Below are 17,553 nucleotides of genomic sequence, written 5' to 3' on the forward strand. Positions count from 1 at the left end.
ATGTCAGGCTGAGTAGAGCCCGGGTCTTCCTGATCTTCTTTACTAAAAATATCAGAATGAATTCATTTTGACAAATAGACAATTCTTTTTAATTTATCCCAATTATCATTTATAATTGCTTCTTTGTACACCAGCCTTTCACTTGTTTCTCAAACGTTACCGCTTGATTGATATCATTAAACATATAAAAGAAGACTAGTTCAACCGGCCTTCTTTTATATGTATACTTTCAGGAAATTTACCTGATTGATTTTTTAATTACAAACTTTTCAGCTTCTCTTCCAGGATCGCAATCTTGTCAAGAGCATCTTTTTGTTTCTTACGTTCTACCTCCACGATTTCAGGTTTGGCATTGGCAACAAACTTTTCGTTTGAAAGTTTCTTTTCTACAGAAACTAAAAATCCTTTTAAATATTTTAATTCTTCCTCCGTTTTGGCTTTTTCTTCACCAAGGTCCAGGTTTTCGCTTAAAGGAATAGAAACTTCAGTAGCTCCTACCAGGAATGTAAAGCTTGGCTTATCTGTTTTCTGTCCGAAATGGATTTCAGAAATATTAGCCAGTTTTCTTACTACCGCCTCATTCGCAAATTCTGATGCATTGGTATAAACCTCAGCCGCTTCTCTCGGGGAAATTCCTTTTGTCTGGCGGTAATTTCTAACTCCTGAAATCAGTTCTGACGCGGTTTCAAAGTTTTTAATAATAGCCTCATCATACTCACCGGCTTCTTTCTGTTGGGCAATCACCAAAGCTTCCTCAATATTTCTCTCCGAAATAGTCTGCCACAATTCTTCCGTTAAGAAAGGCATGAAAGGATGCAGCAGTTTCATCAGCTCTTCAAAGAAATATATTGTTTTATGGTAAACTTCCTTGGAAATACCTTCTCCGTAATTAGGCTTAATTGCTTCAAGGTACCATCCGCAAAAATCGTCCCAAATTAATTTATAAATCAGGTGCAGTGCATCAGAAATTCTGAATTTCTCAAACTGGTCGTTGATTTCTGCAATTGTTTTATTTAATTTATTTTCAAACCATTCTATTGTCTGGTTCTCCGTTAAATTAGCCGTTTTGTCTTCATGATTCCACATATTGATCAAACGGAAAGCATTCCAGATCTTCGTCATGAAGTTTCTTCCCTGAAGCATCAGATCTTCATCAAAAAGGAGATCATTTCCAGCAGCAGAGCTCAACAGAATACCTACTCGCACCCCGTCTGCACCATATTTTTCCATCAGTTCAAGCGGATCCGGAGAGTTTCCTAAAGATTTTGACATCTTCCTTCTCTGCTTATCTCTTACAATTCCTGTAAAATATACATTTTTGAACGGAACTTCTTTTCTGTATTCCAGTCCGGCCATGATCATTCTTGCTACCCAGAAGAAAATAATATCAGGTGCCGTAACCAGATCTGAAGTCGGATAATAATAATTGATATCTTTATTATCAGGATCAAGCACCCCATCAAATACAGACATTGGCCATAACCATGAAGAGAACCAGGTGTCTAATGCATCATTATCCTGAGTGAGGTTCTCTGCTGATAATTCCTTATTTCCTGTTTTTTGTTTTGCCAGTTCCAAAGCTTCTTCTTTAGTCTCAGCCACTACAAAATCTTCATCTCCTGTGCCATAATAGTAGGCAGGTATCTGCTGACCCCACCAAAGCTGTCGGGAAATATTCCAGTCACGGATGTTTTCCATCCAGTGTTTGTAAGTATTTTTAAATTTCTCAGGATAGAACTTCACTTCGTCATTCATCACGACATCCAGTGCAGGCTGAGCAATTTCAGACATTTTCAAGAACCATTGAACGGAAACCTTAGGCTCAATAACAGCCCCTGTTCTTTCAGAAGTTCCCACTTTATTCACATAATCTTCTGACTTTAACAAAAGATCTTTTTCTTCCAGTTCTTTAGCGATTTGTTTTCTGACTTCAAATCTGTTTTTCCCTGCATAATGTAAACCATGTTCGTTCAGATTTCCATCATCATCTAGCGCATCAATCATTTTGAGCTGATGCTTCTGTCCGATCTCGTAGTCATTGGTATCGTGTGCCGGAGTGATTTTCAAAGCTCCCGTTCCGAACTCAATATCTACATATTCGTCCTCAATAATAGGAATTACTCTGTTGACAATCGGGACAATTACGTTCTTACCTTTCAGATGGGCGTATCTCTCATCATTAGGGTTGATACATACTGCCGTATCTCCAAAAATAGTCTCAGGACGCGTCGTTGCAACTGAAAGAAACTCTTCTGACCCTTCAATTTTATATTTAAGGAAATACAGTTTTCCGTTTTGTTCTTTAAAAATAACCTCTTCATCAGAAATATTGGTTTTCGCCTCAGGATCCCAGTTTACCATTCTGTAGCCTCTATAGATCAGTCCTTTATTATAAAGGTCTACAAAGCTCCTGATCACCTGCTGAGAAAGCTTATCCTCCATGGTAAAACGGGTTCTGTCCCAATCACATGAACATCCTAATTTTTTTAGCTGTTCAAGAATAGTTCCCCCATACTTATGGGTCCATTCCCAGGCGTGCTCCAAGAATTGTTCACGGGTAATATCTGACTTATTGACTCCTTCAGACTTCAATTTAGCAACAACTTTAGCTTCGGTAGCAATGGAAGCATGATCTGTTCCCGGAACCCAACAGGCATTAAACCCCCGCATTCTTGCACGACGGACCAGAACATCTTGAATGGTATTGTTCAGCATATGCCCCATGTGTAAAATCCCCGTAACATTTGGCGGAGGAATTACCACGGTATATGGTGGTTTGTCATTAGGCTCTGAATGGAAGTATTTGTTTTCCAACCAGTAGTTATACCATTTTTGTTCTGTTTCCTGTGGATTATATTTTTCTGAAATCTGCATAAATTCTATTTCTTTGGCTTACAATTTGCAAAAATAGTCTAAAGAAAAAAATTTTTAAGCATGAATTAAAATAATTTTTAACTTTGTTTCACAAAACTTATCTAACAAACATATTAACATTCAAGAATATGAAGAAATTAATCGCAGGAATTGCATTATTCGGAACATTTGCCTTTGCATCTGCACAAACGATTACGTTTGATAAAACTACTTTCGACTACGGTAATATTAAACCTAATGCCGACGGTACAAGATTCTTTACGGTAACGAACACAGGTGATAAGCCTTTAATCCTTTCTAATGTAAAACCATCTTGCGGATGTACTACACCAGAATTTAGTCAGGATCCGATCATGCCGGGAAAGTCTGCTAAGATCAAAGTTGGATACAACACTGCTCTTAACGGACCTTTCAACAAAATGATTGAGGTTTTCTCTAATGACCCTGCTAACAGCAGAAGCGTAATCTACATTAAAGGTAATGTAGACCCTAATGCTCCTGAGCCAAAAGTACTGACTCCTGCAGAGCAGAAAGAAGCTGCAAAAGCAGAGAAAAAAGCTGCGAAACTAGCTAAAAAAGCTGCCGCGAAGTAATCTTTACTAAAAAAAATAAAGGAACCGTCTCTATTGAGGCGGTTTTTTGTTATATTTAAATAATTATTGGGCTGGGCTGAAGCCCTCCTATTGATGTTGATATCCGGATGGATAATAGTTATTTAACAATAAGATCTTTTATCTTTTATCTTTTATCTTTTATCTTTTATCTTTTATCTTTTATCTTTAAATAAAAAACATATATATGGACACCAATTTCTCAGATGACTTTAAAATAAATGGAAAATTTTCAATTAAAAAAACACCTACCGCATATAAAGGAAAGCTTACCAAGGAAGAAGGAGCTCAGTTATTAATTAAGGAAAAGGAAAAACTCCGTGAATTGCAGGAGAAGCTTTATGCTGACGGAAGCCAGTCTCTTTTAGTGGTATTGCAGGCGATGGATGCAGCCGGAAAAGATAGTATGATAGAACATGTTTTCGGCGGGGTCAATCCACAAGGATGTAATGTCACCAGCTTTAAAACACCTAGCTCCAAAGAATATTCCCACGATTTTTTATGGAGGCATTACCTTGCACTGCCAGAGAAAGGAATGATAGGAATCTTTAACCGCTCCCATTATGAAAGTGTATTAGTCTGCAAAGTACACCCAGAATATAATTTAAGTGAAAAAACATGGTCTTCTGTAAAAGATTTTGACAATACATTCTGGGAAAACCGGTATGAAAGCATCCGAAATTTTGAAAAGCATCTTTCACAAAACGGGACCACTATTATTAAAATATTCCTGAATGTCTCGAAGGATGAACAAAAGAAAAGGCTTCTTGACAGGATCAACGAACAGGAAAAAAACTGGAAATTCTCTACAGGAGACCTTCCTGAAAGAGCTTTATTTGACAAATACATGGATTGTTATGAGACCGCAATCAACGAAACCGCCAAAGATTATGCTCCGTGGTATGTACTTCCTGCTGACAATAAATGGTTTGCCAGAGTAGCAGCAATACAGATCATTATAGATACGCTGGAAAAAATGAACCTGAAATATCCGCAACTTTCCGACAAAGAAAAGCAAGGCCTCATTGATGCTAAAAGTACTCTTGAAAATGAATAAATAATCAAAGCTTCCCAATCGAATCAGGAAGCTTTGATCATATTTATCTCTAAATAACTTAAAAACACGAGAAAATCTATAAGCCGGATTCTGTACTTCCGAAGAAGTGCCTGTTATTTATCTACGCCTTACATTACTGCAAGACTTGAGCTGATTACCCCTCGGCTTTCAGGACGAGCCACCCCTATTTCCATTACTGAAAAGAACCGATATACTTACCATTGCACCGCAAAGAGTTTACCTGGTTTCACTACAGCCGAACTGTACCTGCTTTCTGTTGCACTTGTCCTACCCTCGCGGGTGACGGATGTTATCCGCTTTGCTGCTCTATGGTGTCCGGACTTTCCTACCTCCCGTAGAACGGGAAATCAACAGGCCGACTTTCTCGCGGATGCAAAGATACGGAATTTTGGAGAGGCGGAAAAAAGAAAGAACAAAAAAGACAATAAATCAAATAAATTGTAGTGATCGGATACTAAAAGCTTTTTATGGATTCTTATGTTTAAAAATTTGCTTAATTTCTTTAGCATTAAGCTTTTTCGCCATTTTACTATTTTGCCATAATTATTCTTCACCAATTACCGCATTATTATTATCTTCGTGCATTATATTTCTATGAATTCCAGAGAAAAAGAGTTTGCGCAGCTTATCAAAGATAATCAGGGTCTGATTATCAAAGTTTCGCGCTTATATACGAATTCTCTTGAAGATGAAGAGGACCTTTTTCAGGAAATCGTATTACAGCTTTGGAGAAGCTATGATTCTTTTAAAGGAAATTCCAAAATTTCTACCTGGATGTACCGTGTTGCACTTAATACTGCCATTACCCTCTTCAGAAAAAAAAGCAAAAGCCTTCAAACGAATGAACTGGACATTAACCACAGAGATTTTGTGGAAGACGATGATGAGAAACAACAACAAATATCACTTTTATATACTGTAATCAAGACTCTTCCCAATATAGAAAGAGCCATTGTCATGATGTATCTTGACGATCTGCCTTACAAGGATATTGCAGAAAACCTTGGGATCACTGAGGTTAATGCACGTGTAAAAATGAACAGATTAAAGAAAACCCTTAAAGAACAGATGGAAAAATATGCCTGAATTTGATTTAGATAGCTTTAAGAAAACATGGCAGGAGCAGCCTGTCCAGCCAAAATATGACAACCGTGAGATTCTTCAGATGTTGAATAAGAAGTCACGTAATTATGTGAAATATATTTTCTGGATCAGTGTTGTTGAATTTTTATTCTTTTCCGTACTGGGATTATTCTATTTCTTTCAGGAAGAAGAATCTGACAGTTTCCGAAATGTGCTGGAAAGGCTGGGAGCGCAGGAGGCTCCTGAGGTGGAAAGTAATTTTGGCCATGTTTATTTAGCAATAAAAATTCTGAGTTTATTAATTACAGCGTATTTTGTGCTGAAATTTTATCAGAATTATCGCAAAATCAAAATTGAAGAAAACCTGAAAGGATTCATTACGAGAATCATCAAGTTCAAAAAAACAGTGAATGCATTTATCCTGATCAGTATCGTTTTGCTTCTTACGTTTACCTTTGTATTGATAGCATTTATATTTTATACTTTAAATTCTCAGAATATTCAGCCTACCAACTCCAATCTTACCATTATTATTGTTGGTATTGTTGTCAGTACTTTGCTGGCTGTATCCATGATCTGGTTATATTACAGACTTGTTTATGGCAGTATTATTAAAAAGCTTGATAAAAATCTGAAACAGCTTAAGGAGATTGATTCACAGGAAAATTAATGTATATTGTTCGTAGTTAAAGATATATTTGTTAATTTTAGTTAACCAAATCTTATACTATGCCTTTATCTTATGTCTATGGAGCATCCGAGGTTCCATTGTTAGGACAAACGATCGGAAAAAACCTTAAAAATACTGTAGAAAAATACCCCCATCAAGAAGCCCTGGTTTGTGTACATCAAAACTACAGAGCTACCTATCAGGAATTTTACAATCAGACAACCGCTGTTTCAAAAGCATTAATATTCCTGGGAGCAAAGGCAGGGGATCGTATCGGAATATGGTCCTCAAACCGATATGAGTGGGTACTTTTACAATATGCTACTGCCAGGATAGGTGTCATTCTTGTGAATATCAATCCGGCCTATAGGACACACGAACTTACTTATGTGATCAACCAGTCTGAAATCAGGTTTATTTTTTCGGCTTTACATTTTAAAACCAGCAATTATAAAGAGATGGTGGAATATGCCAAAGAAGTATGTCCTTCCCTTGAGCATGAAATTTTCTTCGACGACAACTGGGAAGAATTTGTCAACAAAGGACAGGATATTTCTGATGAAGTCCTCCACAGCTTTGAGGAACATGTTCAGTTTGATGATCCCGTTAATATCCAATACACTTCAGGAACTACAGGATTTCCCAAAGGAGTCACTCTCTCCCATCATAATATTTTGAATAATGGTTATTTTATCGGGGTACGGTTAAAATATACGGAAAAAGACAGGGTCTGCATTCCTGTACCATTTTATCATTGCTTCGGAATGGTCATCGGGAATATATGCTGTACTTCCCATGGTGCCTGCATGGTGATTCCTAATGACAGTTTTGATCCGGATATCACATTGAAAACTGTTTCTGATGAAAAATGCACCTCTCTGTACGGAGTGCCTACCATGTTCATTGCAGAATTAGCAGTAAAAAATTTTGAAACCTATGATTTTTCAAGCTTAAGAACCGGTGTTATGGCAGGATCAGTATGTCCTCCTGAAATTATGAAAAAGGTGGAAAACCTGATGAATATTAAAGAAATGAGTATCTGTTATGGAATGACGGAAACATCTCCCGTCTCTACTCAAACCCTGATCGGCACCCCGTTGGAAAAACAAATCAGTACAGTGGGAACGGTGCAGGATCATCTTGAGATAAAAATCATCGATGAAAACGGAAGAATAGTTAACCGTGGAGAACACGGTGAGCTTTGTACAAGAGGCTATTCTGTCATGCTTAAATACTGGAATGATCCTGAAAATACCAAAAAGGTACTGGATGATGCCCGATGGATGCATACCGGAGATATGGCAGTAATGGATAAAGACGGATATATTACCATTTCCGGCAGAATTAAAGATCTTATTATCCGTGGTGGCGAAAACATTTCACCTAAAGAAATTGAAGATTTCTTATATACCTATACTCATATTCTGGATGTTCAGATCATTGGAGTGCCCAGTGAAAAATTTGGTGAAGAAGTGATGGCATGGGTAAAAGTAAGAAAAGGATTCAATATTACTGAAGAGGAACTGCTGGAATACTGTAAAGGCAGGATTGCCCATTATAAAATACCAAAATACTGGAAGTTTGTTGACGAGTTTCCAATGACTATTTCCGGCAAGATACGAAAGGTTGAAATGCGGGAAATTTCCATAAGAGAATTAGGGCTGGAAAGACATAAGGCTTAATTTTATCCTTAAAGTTAAGAGTATTAAAAGCAACTTCACTTTTAAACAAAGTAAAAAAACAAAAAGCATTTCGGTTTGAAATGCTTTTTTATTATTAAAGTTCTTTTCTTAATCTAGCTACGGGGATATTGAGCTGTTCACGATATTTCGCAATTGTTCTTCTGGCAATATTATAGCCTTGTTCTTTTAAGATCACCACCAGCGCATCATCTGTCAGCGGTTTTCTCTTATTCTCTTTGTTGATCACTTCCTGAAGATGGGTTTTAATCTCTTTTGTGGAAACTTCTTCTCCATCATCATTAGTCAGACTATCTGAGAATAAATCTTTAAGGTATATGATTCCGTTAGGAGTATCGGCATATTTGCTTTTCACTACCCTTGAGATCGTAGAAATATCAAACCCCGTAATATCTGCGATATCCTTTAAAATCATCGGCTTCAGGGATTTTTCGTCTCCTGTGATGAAATAATCTTTCTGGAATTTGACAATTGCCGTAATGGTTTGCAGCAAGGTATTCTGACGCTGGTTAATAGCATCAATATACCATTTGGCAGCGTCCAACTTCTGCTTAATAAACAATGCAGCCTGTTTATGTTCAGATGAATTCTTATCATGCGAATAAGTAGTAAGAATATCTTTATACTCTTCAGATACTCTTAAAGTAGGTGCATTTTTGCTGTTAAGCATAGGAATTACCTGTCCGTCTTTCACCTGGATTACAAAATCCGGGATGATTTCCTGATTGATAGTAATGGTTTGTGTATCAAAGTTTCCTCCTACTTTCGGGGATAATTTTGAAATTTCATCCAGTGCATCTTTCAGGTCATCCTCTTCGATATCATATTTCTGGATGATTTTATTATAATGCTTATTGGTAAGAGCTTCAAACTGGTTTCTCAGAATATTAGCTGCCAGGGACACTGCTTTGTCCGAACTTACCTTCTTCTCTATCTGTAACAATAAACACTCCTGAAGGCCTCTGGCACCTACACCAGGCGGATCCAGCTTCTGAACATAGTTTTCGAGGACATCCTCTACTTTTTCTTTGGTAGTATAGATTCCTTGTGAGAAAGCGAGATCATCAACAATAGATTTGATTTCCCTTCTCAGATAACCGTCGGTATCCAGGTTTCCAATAAGATATTCCGCAATCTTCAGGTCTTCATCATTGATATTGACAAGATGGATTTGTTCCATTAAATAATCATATAACGACTGCCCTTCTGTTAAAAGGCTTTCATTATCAAATTCCTCATCGTCCGGAGAATAGTTGCTGGATGCAGTTTTATAGCTTGGTTCATCGTCATAGAGATACTCATTGACGTCAAAATCTGTTTCGATGCTTTCTGTACCCTCATCCTGATAAGCGTCTTCCAGAGAAGAAAAATCATCTTCTTTAGAATCCTCCTTTACAATTTCCAAAGCAGGGTTTTCTTCTAACTCTCTCTCCAACTCCTCTTCAAATTCAAGAGTATGAAGCTGGATAAGCTTCATCAACTGGATCTGCTGAGGGGCCAGCTTTTGTCCTAATTTGAGTTGTAAGTGTTGTTTAAGCATATTCGTATTTGCGTTTTAACATAACATATTCTACGAATTTAATAAATTTATTTGATAAAAAGTATATTTAGCATGATTTTTGCATTATACATCTCAACATAATAAACTATTAAAGAATAAAAAAAGCCTTAATTTCTCATTAAGGCTTTTTTTATTGTTCTAGAATTCAGCGCTTTTCGGCGTTCTTGGGAAAGGAATTACATCTCTGATATTAGTCATTCCCGTTACAAAAAGAACAAGTCTTTCTAATCCTAATCCAAAGCCTGCATGAGGTACAGAACCGAATTTTCTGGTATCAAGATACCACCAAAGCTCATGCTCATCTACGTGCATATCTGCCATTTTCTGTTTCAATACATCTAATCTGGCCTCTCTTTCAGATCCTCCGATAATCTCACCGATACCCGGGAATAAAACATCCATTGCGGCAACGGTTTTGTTGTCATCATTCAGTTTCATATAAAAAGCCTTGATCTCCTTCGGATAGTCAAATAATACTACCGGGCTTTCAAAGTGCTTTTCAACCAGATATCTTTCATGCTCAGACTGAAGATCTGCTCCCCAGGCCTCCACCGGATAAGCGAATTTTCCTTTTTTATTTTCTTTTGAATTTAATAAAATCTCAATGGCTTCTGTATAACTTACACGCTTGAAACGCTTAGCTACAACATTCTGAAGCTTTTCAATAAGACCTTCTTTTGCTCTTTCTTTTTCAGGCTTTGTTTTCTGCTCTTCAGCAAAACGTTTATCCAGGAACTCAAGGTCGTCTTTACAATTATCCAATACATACTGGATCACATATTTTAAGAAATCTTCGGCAAGGTCGATGTTATCTTCCAGGTTATTGAAGGCAACCTCCGGTTCAATCATCCAGAACTCGGCAAGATGTCTCGTTGTGTTTGAATTTTCAGCACGGAAGGTAGGTCCGAAAGTATAAATTCTTCCCAATCCCATGGCTGCTGTTTCTCCCTCAAGCTGACCTGAAACCGTAAGGTTGGTCTTTCTTCCAAAGAAATCCTGTGTAAAATCAATTCCGCCATCTTCCGTTCTTGGCATATTGTTCAGATCAAAATTGGTTACTCCAAACATTTCTCCAGCTCCTTCCGCATCAGCCCCCGTGATTACCGGCGTATTGATATAGAAAAACTGGTTTTGGTTAAAGAATGAATGAACGGCAAAACTAACAGCGTGGCGCACTCTGAAAACAGCACCGAATAAGTTGGTTCTGAATCTTAAGTGGGCCTGCTCACGAAGTTTTTCCAGGCTATGTTTTTTAGGCTGAAGAATGGTACTTTGAAGATCGTCGGTAAAGTTATCCCCTAAAATGATAATCTTTTTAGCAATAATCTCTACAGATTGACCTGCTCCCTGGCTTTCCACTACTTCACCTACTACTTTAAGGGAAGAAGCCGTACTGATTTTTTTGATAAGTTCTTCATCAAAATTTTCGAAATCAACAACTATCTGCAAATTATTAATCGTAGAACCATCATTAAGTGCAATAAAGCGATTAGCACGGAAGGTTCTTACCCATCCGTAAACTGTAATGTCATGATGTAATACTTTCTTGTAATCCTTCAGGATTTCTTTGATCGTTTGCTTTTTCATTGTTGATGATAAATTTTTTATATAAAAATTAATGTTGGCAAAGTTACAAAAAATCAGCGCAATTTGATGGTTGCACTATCTTTAAAATCATTTAAACAATCAGATTAAAGAAATTCATTATTCTCATCATATATGAAAATAAAAAATTAACTGAAAAAATTAACTTTGAAAAAGGTTATAAAGTGACCAAATTCATAATCTTCATAAAACACATGGTAGCCATGGTAAACAAAATCCGGACAGCTGCTCAATAGTAACAACGGAAGCCTTGGCTTTGATCAAAGAAAAAAGAAGGTGTTTTTTTAAAGATATATGACGAATAAAGAACTAAGTCAAAAGTTAACAGAGCAAGAAGACAATTATTCGTCTTTTTTAGATGGAACCAGGAATACGTCCATCAGGCCTTCCGGCAGCTGCATTTTAATGAATCGTTCTTCCCTGTTGACTTCCAGAATCCAGTCTTTGATCAATGGAATAACAATTTCCCTGCCTTCAAATCCCAGAATGAAATAATTTTGAGCAGTTTGATCGTTTACAGATCGGATAACACCACAGTCATTATTATTTTCATCAAGGATATTATACCCTATAATCTCGTGGTAGTAGAATTGTTTTCCTGAAAGTTTAGGCAATGTAGAGAGAGGTAGGTAAACGCTTTTACCTAAAACCTGGTCTACCATTGCTTCAGAGGAATTTTTGAATGCAATATTCAGAGCATCTAGTTTGCTCCATGATGATTTTTCAATAAAAAATGGAACCAATAATCCGTTGATTTCAACGAATATTGATTCCAGTTTATTGTAAAGCTCGGGTTGGTCGGTATCCAATTTAAGGATCACATTACCCGCAAGTCCATGTCTGCGTGTGATTTTACCTAAAAAATAGCAATCTTCTTTACGCATAACAAGGTTTTGTTCTTAAGCTTCAGTGTTTTCTTCAGTTTCAGCAGCAGGAGCTTCTCCTTCTGTAGCTTCAGTAACTTCTTCAGCAGGTGCATTTGCAGCTTCTTCAGCAGCTTTAGCATCAGCTTCAGCTTGTGCAGCTGCAGCAATTCTGGCTTCGTTTACTTTTGCTTCAGCTTCTAAAGCAGCTTTTTTAGCATCAGCCTGTGCTTTAGATAATCCTTCTACTTTACCTTGTACTTTAGCATCTTTAGCTTCTACCCAAGCATTGAATCTTTTTTCAGCTTCAGCTTCGTCAAAAGCTCCTTTAGCTACACCACCTTGTAAGTGTTTTTTGTAAAGGGCACCTTTGTAAGAAAGGATAGCTCTAGCAGTATCAGTAGGCTGAGCACCGTTGTTTAACCACTTCACAGCAGAATCAACGTTCAATTCGATAGTTGCCGGGTTAGTAATTGGGTTGTAAGTTCCTAGTTTTTCGATGAATCTACCATCTCTTCTAGCTCTTGAATCTGCAACCACGATGTGGAAAAAAGGTTTTCCTTTTTTACCGTGTCTTTGTAATCTGATTTTTACTGACATAATGTTTGAATTTTACGGGAACTCGTCCCAGTTAAATATTTAAGAGTGCAAAGATAATAAAAAAGTTTGAAGTAAAAAGCTTCAGGTAAAAAGTTTTATATATTCAAATTATTTTTCCCAGAAGCCGGGAACCTGCTTTCGCTACTCGCTTTTTTCTTTTGCAAAGAAAAAGAGCTCAGACAGGCCGCTCAATCAGGGCTATTAAACCAGATTTCCCATATAAAAAAGTCCCAGACATTTCTGATTTTCTTCTATCGTTAAAGAATCTTTCAGATGACTGACGATTCCCGGAGAGCTCCAGTAACATCCGATATTATTGGCTGTACAAGTAAGATACATATTCTGTACCGCCATGGAAGTTGCTGCAATTTCTTCCCATTCCGGAACCATTCCGCTAAAACTAACAACAATAGACACAACAACATTAGCCTTATTAATTTTAAAGCCTATATCGTTATATTTTTTTTCCAGAAAAAGTTGTTCGGGTTGAGTAGATTTATAGATGGCCTGCATTTCCAAAGCCAGCTGAGCTTTTTCTTCTCCTTTGAATATTTTAAAACGCCATGGTTTTGTACGTTTATGATTGGGAGCTAATGTGGCTGAGTGTAAAATTTCATCAATGACTTCCTGGGAAATTTCTGCGTCTGTATAATCTTTTGGAAAAATACTTCTTCGTTGCTCTATGATTTCTTTTAAAACGTCTGCTTTGTTCATAGATGCAAAATTACAAAAAAGCGGTATTGAAAAGTGAAAACCGGTAAGCAAAAACTGAAATTAACAGACCTTCTGCTCATCCTGCTGCATTATAGCTTTCTCACACCATATTATAACACCTCTACAATTTCCTGGTGAATATTATTTAAGGTGAAAGCAGCCCCTGGTTTCATGCCCATCATCTTTTTCGCCATAGGACTCTCCGGAGATATTGCATAGAATCTGTCACCTTCAAAGAAAAATTCTCCTAACGAAACTGAAATATAGAACCGGGCCTTATTGGTGATCACCAGGGAACCCAGCTGAACCCTGTCTGTAGCAGTGTTTAAAACTTTTGCCATGTTCCTTTTAAGGTCATTCAGTGCACCCAGTTGCCGCTGCATCTGATAAATTTCCTCCTGCATTTCTTCTCTCATGCTATCATATTTCGGAGTCTTTTTAATATCACGGCTCGCTTCCAGAGTGAATTCAATAAAATTTTTAAGTTTTTCAATTTTTCCAGCGATCGTCATTTTTACAAAATTCCTGATATCGCTTTTTTCAAATACAATCTTCTCCATACATCGATTCTTTATATAAAGATAATATTTTTTGAAATAATATCTATAATTTTTACTTTTTATAAAACAATCAATTTTTATGCAAAAACAAAAGAATATCCGTATTTGTCCATAAAAAAAAGCCTTGCAAAATAACAAGGCTTCTATTTTTATTTTTCTGTCAGTTTCTTAAGTTCTTCTAATCCCTGGCCAAACATTTTATCCATATTACTGTCCATCATCGGCTTCATCGGTTTCATCATGGTGGTTAATTCATTATCAATCATCCAGGTCACTTTTGTTCCGTTCCCGTCCGGGGTTAATACAATATTGCTTTTCGCCTTTCCGTCAAAAGGTTTGATAAAGTGAAGCTGTGTACCCAATTTTTCATTGGGCACAATTTCGGTAACAGATTGCTCTCCCTCACTACCCTCTCCTTTCCAATGGTAAGAATCACCTACTTTATCTCCTTCTCCCGAATAAGTAACAGAAAAGTTTTTGATCTCCTTCGAAAATGGGTCCCAGCTATTGTATGCCTTTAAAGAACCTACATGCTGCCATACTTTTTCTTTTGGAGCATTAATGACAACAGATTTCTCATAATGATAATCTTTGCTGAAGAATAGTATGGCAATTACAGCGTATACTACAACCAGCAGGATAATGATACCGATAATTTTCAAGAATGTTTTCATAGTTTATCTATTTAAAATTATTACTCGTAATGACGATGTCTCCAATCTGTTTCCAAAATTAAATATTCACTCTGCATACTCTCTTTCCATATGACAAGATTAATTAAAGGTAAGGCATTTTTGTCACATCAGGATATTCAGGCATTATTTTTGAGCTTTGCAGTTCTGATTCACGATGAATCCTTACATTTACTCTAAATAAAATTTGAAAAAAATGAATATTTTAATTGAAAAATTTAATACTCCATACCACGCAGCTCCTTTTACCCATATTAAAAACGAAGATTATCTTCCTGCTTTCAAGGAATTAATTCAACAATCAGAAGAAGAAATCAATGCTATTGTTAATAATCCGGAAGCCCCTACTTTTCAAAACGTCATTGAAGCATTAGCCTATTCGGGTGAGCAGCTGGACGTGGTTTCCAACATTTTTTTCAATTTAAATTCGGCTGAAACCAGCGATGAAATTCAGCAGATTGCACAGGAGGTTTCTCCTATCCTGACAGAGCACTCCTCAAAAATTTCCCAGAACGAAGCCCTTTTCAACAAAATCAAAAAAGTATATGATGAAAGGGAGAAATATAACCTTAATGAGGAGCAAAAAATGCTTCTGGATGAAACGTATAAAGGTTTTGTGAGAAGCGGGGCATTATTGAATGAAGAAGACAAGGAAAAATTAAAGAAAATCAACATGGATCTTTCTTTAAAATCTTTACAATTCGGACAGAATGTGCTGGCTTCAACCAATGCTTATTTCAAACATATCACCCGTAAGGAAGATCTGGCAGGGATTCCGGAAGCGATTATTGATCAGTACGCTGAAGAAGCCAAAGAAAGAAACTTAGATGGATGGGTTATTACCCTGCAATATCCGAGCTACCTCCCTTTCATGACCTATGCTGAAAACCGTGAATTAAGGAAAGAACTGGCATTAGCCAATGGTAAAAAATCTTTTGATGGCGGAGAATATGACAACCAAAGCCTCATCAAAGAACTTCTTGATTTAAAACAGCAAAAAGCAGAGCTGTTAGGATATACCAATTATGCAGATTTCGTTCTTGAAGAAAGAATGGCAAAATCCCCGGCAAAAGTTTTTGATTTTTTAAATGAGCTTTTAACCAAAGCAAAGCCATATGCTGATAAAGAAATTGAAGAATTAAAATCTTTAGCCAAAGCTGACGGAATTGAAGACATGCAAAGCTATGACCATGCCTACTATGCTGAAAAGCTCCGTAAACAGAAATTTGACCTTAACGATGAGGAACTGAAACCTTATTTCCCGCTAAACCAGGTTCAGGATGCCGTTTTTGGACTGGCAGGGAAACTGTTCGGACTGACTTTTGAAGAAAGAACAGATATTCCTAAATACCACGAGGATGTAAAAGTCTATGAAGTGAAAGAAAACGGAACTTACAAATCGCTCCTGTATGTTGATTATTTTCCCAGAAAAGGAAAGAGAGCCGGCGCATGGATGACCAGCTATAAAAATCAGTACAAACAGAACGGTGAAAATTCACGTCCGCATATTTCTATTGTTTGCAACTTCAGCAAACCGACAAAAGATACTCCAAGCTTGCTGACTTTCCAGGAAGTTACCACATTGTTCCATGAGTTCGGGCATGCACTTCACGGAATGATGGCAGATACTCAATATCCAACCCTTTCCGGAACTTCTGTGAAATGGGATTTCGTGGAACTTCCTTCCCAGTTCCTGGAAAACTTCTGCTACGAACCTGAATTCTTAAAAACATTTGCAAAACATTATAAGACGGGAGAAGTTCTTCCCGACGAAAAAATTGAAAAAATCGAACAGTCTAAGAATTTCATGGAAGGATATCAGACCTTAAGACAGTTGGGTTTTGGCCTTCTGGATATGAACTACCATACGAAAGTAGCAGAATTAGAAAATGAGAGTATAAAAGAGTTCGAGGATAAGTACACCAAAGCCACCACCCTTTATCCCATCAACCCTGAAACTGCCATGAGCCCGAGTTTCTCCCATATTTTCCAGGGCGGATATTCTGCAGGATATTATTCCTATAAATGGGCTGAGGTTTTAGATGCTGATGCATTCCAGTATTTTAAAGAAAATGGCATTTTTAATCCTGAGATTGCTGCAAAATATAAAGTACTGCTTTCTTCAGGAGGAACCAAAGATCCTATGGAACTCTATAAAAACTTCAGAGGAAGTGAACCGAAAGTGGAAAGCTTATTGAAAAGAGCCTTTGGGTAAAATACTTTCTGTAATGATTATACAAGAACTTAATACATTGGAAGCAGTTTTTAACGAGTCGTTAAAAACTGCTCTTCACAATATTCCTTCCGAAAATATTGATACTATTTTAGATAACAGGGATGATGCCGGATTTTCAGACTTGTGGATGAAAGCTTATCAAGCTGTTGAAGGCCGGATAATGGACCTTAAAACTGAAGATAAGATCAGTGAGATCCGAAAGGAAATATTTGTGTTAACTTTCAAAATAACAGGTTCATCAGATTTGCCGGCTTATATTTCTGATGACATAGGGCTAATATGTGCCTATTATGTTCATCATATGGACAACAGCTGGGTCACCGATTTGTTGTTCACTTACCTTAATGGCCAGATTCCGCAAGGAGAGCTGATGAAAACCGACAAGACAATGAAAGACCTGATCAGGCAATTCAGATATCACTGAAAATCAGTATATTTATATTTTAAAATAATAAAGTATGTTACTAGCCATTTTACTTCCGTTCTTGTCTTTTATGGTTCGTGGAAAAATCATCACAGGAATTATTTGCCTGATTTTACAGATCACATTGATCGGGTGGCTTCCGGCTGCTATCTGGGCTGTCTTATCCCTGAATAATGCAAGAGCAGACAAAAGAACTAACAGGTTAATTAAAGCGATGCAGGAAAATCAAAAGTAAATATGCTTACTCCTGATACGATAATCTTTAATTTTTAAAGAGTTTAT

General features: G+C 37.0%; 16 protein-coding genes and 1 other RNA gene. 8 read left to right on the plus strand and 9 right to left on the minus strand.

Features of this window, described 5'->3' with window-relative positions; translation table 11 throughout:
• Positions 1-258: 258 nt before the first annotated feature.
• Positions 259-2,874, minus strand: coding sequence for a valine--tRNA ligase (locus tag OK18_RS02785; protein ID WP_053327009.1), 2,616 nt, complete (start codon positions 2,872-2,874; stop codon positions 259-261).
• Positions 2,875-3,002: 128 nt separating this feature from the next.
• Here OK18_RS02785 and OK18_RS02790 point away from each other — a divergent pair, with 128 nt between their 5' ends.
• Positions 3,003-3,467 carry a DUF1573 domain-containing protein gene (locus OK18_RS02790; protein WP_053327010.1) on the plus strand — a complete coding sequence of 155 codons (465 nt, stop codon included), beginning with the start codon at positions 3,003-3,005 and terminating at the stop codon, positions 3,465-3,467.
• Between the two features lie 205 nt (positions 3,468-3,672).
• Entirely contained in the window at positions 3,673-4,542 is an 870-nt protein-coding gene (locus tag OK18_RS02795) for a polyphosphate kinase 2 family protein (RefSeq protein WP_053327011.1), read from the plus strand.
• 63 nt (positions 4,543-4,605) lie between these two features.
• On the opposite strand, the gene rnpB is transcribed toward OK18_RS02795, so the two are convergent.
• An RNA gene (gene rnpB, locus OK18_RS20770) (RNase P RNA component class A) lies at positions 4,606-4,930 on the minus strand.
• Positions 4,931-5,157: 227 nt separating this feature from the next.
• Here rnpB and OK18_RS02800 point away from each other — a divergent pair.
• The 3 genes from OK18_RS02800 to OK18_RS02810 are packed head-to-tail and all read left to right on the plus strand — an operon-like array spanning position 5,158 to position 7,998.
• Positions 5,158-5,649, plus strand: coding sequence for an RNA polymerase sigma factor (locus OK18_RS02800; protein WP_053327012.1), 492 nt, complete (start codon positions 5,158-5,160; stop codon positions 5,647-5,649).
• The gene (locus OK18_RS02805) at positions 5,642-6,316 is read left to right on the plus strand and encodes an MFS transporter (RefSeq protein ID WP_050019932.1); all 675 of its coding nucleotides are present in this window, start codon (positions 5,642-5,644) and stop codon (positions 6,314-6,316) included. Before OK18_RS02800 ends, OK18_RS02805 begins: the two co-directional genes overlap by 8 nt.
• Before the next feature lie 59 nt (positions 6,317-6,375).
• The gene (locus OK18_RS02810; RefSeq protein ID WP_053327013.1) at positions 6,376-7,998 is read left to right on the plus strand and encodes an AMP-binding protein; all 1,623 of its coding nucleotides are present in this window, start codon (positions 6,376-6,378) and stop codon (positions 7,996-7,998) included.
• Positions 7,999-8,092: 94 nt separating this feature from the next.
• Here OK18_RS02810 and rpoN read toward each other — a convergent pair whose 3' ends face one another.
• The 7 genes from rpoN to OK18_RS02845 all read right to left on the minus strand — a co-directional run bounded on the left by rpoN (position 8,093) and on the right by OK18_RS02845 (position 14,593).
• Entirely contained in the window at positions 8,093-9,556 is a 1,464-nt protein-coding gene (gene rpoN, locus OK18_RS02815; RefSeq protein WP_050019931.1) for an RNA polymerase factor sigma-54, read from the minus strand.
• Positions 9,557-9,715: 159 nt separating this feature from the next.
• Positions 9,716-11,164, minus strand: coding sequence for an asparagine--tRNA ligase (gene asnS, locus OK18_RS02820; protein ID WP_053327014.1), 1,449 nt, complete (start codon positions 11,162-11,164; stop codon positions 9,716-9,718).
• Positions 11,165-11,523: 359 nt separating this feature from the next.
• Positions 11,524-12,066 (minus strand): ribosome maturation factor RimM, encoded by a 543-nt coding sequence (gene rimM, locus OK18_RS02825; RefSeq protein WP_053327015.1) that lies wholly within the window; start codon positions 12,064-12,066, stop codon positions 11,524-11,526.
• A 15-nt stretch (positions 12,067-12,081) separates the two neighbouring features.
• Entirely contained in the window at positions 12,082-12,645 is a 564-nt protein-coding gene (locus tag OK18_RS02830) for a 30S ribosomal protein S16 (RefSeq protein WP_053327016.1), read from the minus strand.
• A gap of 201 nt (positions 12,646-12,846) precedes the next feature.
• On the minus strand, positions 12,847-13,359 hold the full coding sequence (locus tag OK18_RS02835) for a nitroreductase family protein (RefSeq protein ID WP_053327017.1): 513 nt from the start codon (positions 13,357-13,359) through the stop codon (positions 12,847-12,849).
• 110 nt (positions 13,360-13,469) lie between these two features.
• On the minus strand, positions 13,470-13,919 hold the full coding sequence (locus tag OK18_RS02840) for a hypothetical protein (protein ID WP_053327018.1): 450 nt from the start codon (positions 13,917-13,919) through the stop codon (positions 13,470-13,472).
• Between the two features lie 149 nt (positions 13,920-14,068).
• Positions 14,069-14,593 (minus strand): SRPBCC family protein, encoded by a 525-nt coding sequence (locus OK18_RS02845; protein WP_050019917.1) that lies wholly within the window; start codon positions 14,591-14,593, stop codon positions 14,069-14,071.
• A 214-nt stretch (positions 14,594-14,807) separates the two neighbouring features.
• Here OK18_RS02845 and OK18_RS02850 point away from each other — a divergent pair, with 214 nt between their 5' ends.
• The 3 genes from OK18_RS02850 to OK18_RS02860 are packed head-to-tail and all read left to right on the plus strand — an operon-like array spanning position 14,808 to position 17,506.
• Positions 14,808-16,826 carry a M3 family metallopeptidase gene (locus OK18_RS02850; RefSeq protein ID WP_053327019.1) on the plus strand — a complete coding sequence of 673 codons (2,019 nt, stop codon included), beginning with the start codon at positions 14,808-14,810 and terminating at the stop codon, positions 16,824-16,826.
• Positions 16,827-16,839: 13 nt separating this feature from the next.
• Positions 16,840-17,271, plus strand: a complete 432-nt coding sequence (locus OK18_RS02855) for a hypothetical protein (RefSeq protein ID WP_053327020.1) — start codon at positions 16,840-16,842, stop codon at positions 17,269-17,271.
• Positions 17,272-17,305: 34 nt separating this feature from the next.
• Positions 17,306-17,506 (plus strand): YqaE/Pmp3 family membrane protein, encoded by a 201-nt coding sequence (locus tag OK18_RS02860; protein ID WP_050019914.1) that lies wholly within the window; start codon positions 17,306-17,308, stop codon positions 17,504-17,506.
• The last annotated feature ends 47 nt before the right edge of the window (positions 17,507-17,553 follow it).

The organism is Chryseobacterium gallinarum, from assembly GCF_001021975.1.
Taxonomy (GTDB): Bacteria; Bacteroidota; Bacteroidia; order Flavobacteriales; family Weeksellaceae; genus Chryseobacterium; species Chryseobacterium gallinarum.

Excerpts from the sequence above, each read along its gene's own strand:
- OK18_RS02785 (WP_053327009.1), bottom strand. The coding sequence starts at position 2,874 with ATGCAGATTTCAGAAAAATATAATCCACAGGAAACAGAACAAAAATGG.
- OK18_RS02790 (WP_053327010.1), top strand. The coding sequence starts at position 3,003 with ATGAAGAAATTAATCGCAGGAATTGCATTATTCGGAACATTTGCCTTT.
- OK18_RS02795 (WP_053327011.1), top strand. The coding sequence starts at position 3,673 with ATGGACACCAATTTCTCAGATGACTTTAAAATAAATGGAAAATTTTCA.
- OK18_RS02800 (WP_053327012.1), top strand. The coding sequence starts at position 5,158 with ATGAATTCCAGAGAAAAAGAGTTTGCGCAGCTTATCAAAGATAATCAG.
- OK18_RS02805 (WP_050019932.1), top strand. The coding sequence starts at position 5,642 with ATGCCTGAATTTGATTTAGATAGCTTTAAGAAAACATGGCAGGAGCAG.
- OK18_RS02810 (WP_053327013.1), top strand. The coding sequence starts at position 6,376 with ATGCCTTTATCTTATGTCTATGGAGCATCCGAGGTTCCATTGTTAGGA.
- rpoN (WP_050019931.1), bottom strand. The coding sequence starts at position 9,556 with ATGCTTAAACAACACTTACAACTCAAATTAGGACAAAAGCTGGCCCCT.
- asnS (WP_053327014.1), bottom strand. The coding sequence starts at position 11,164 with ATGAAAAAGCAAACGATCAAAGAAATCCTGAAGGATTACAAGAAAGTA.
- rimM (WP_053327015.1), bottom strand. The coding sequence starts at position 12,066 with ATGCGTAAAGAAGATTGCTATTTTTTAGGTAAAATCACACGCAGACAT.
- OK18_RS02830 (WP_053327016.1), bottom strand. The coding sequence starts at position 12,645 with ATGTCAGTAAAAATCAGATTACAAAGACACGGTAAAAAAGGAAAACCT.
- OK18_RS02835 (WP_053327017.1), bottom strand. The coding sequence starts at position 13,359 with ATGAACAAAGCAGACGTTTTAAAAGAAATCATAGAGCAACGAAGAAGT.
- OK18_RS02840 (WP_053327018.1), bottom strand. The coding sequence starts at position 13,919 with ATGGAGAAGATTGTATTTGAAAAAAGCGATATCAGGAATTTTGTAAAA.
- OK18_RS02845 (WP_050019917.1), bottom strand. The coding sequence starts at position 14,593 with ATGAAAACATTCTTGAAAATTATCGGTATCATTATCCTGCTGGTTGTA.
- OK18_RS02850 (WP_053327019.1), top strand. The coding sequence starts at position 14,808 with ATGAATATTTTAATTGAAAAATTTAATACTCCATACCACGCAGCTCCT.
- OK18_RS02855 (WP_053327020.1), top strand. The coding sequence starts at position 16,840 with ATGATTATACAAGAACTTAATACATTGGAAGCAGTTTTTAACGAGTCG.
- OK18_RS02860 (WP_050019914.1), top strand. The coding sequence starts at position 17,306 with ATGTTACTAGCCATTTTACTTCCGTTCTTGTCTTTTATGGTTCGTGGA.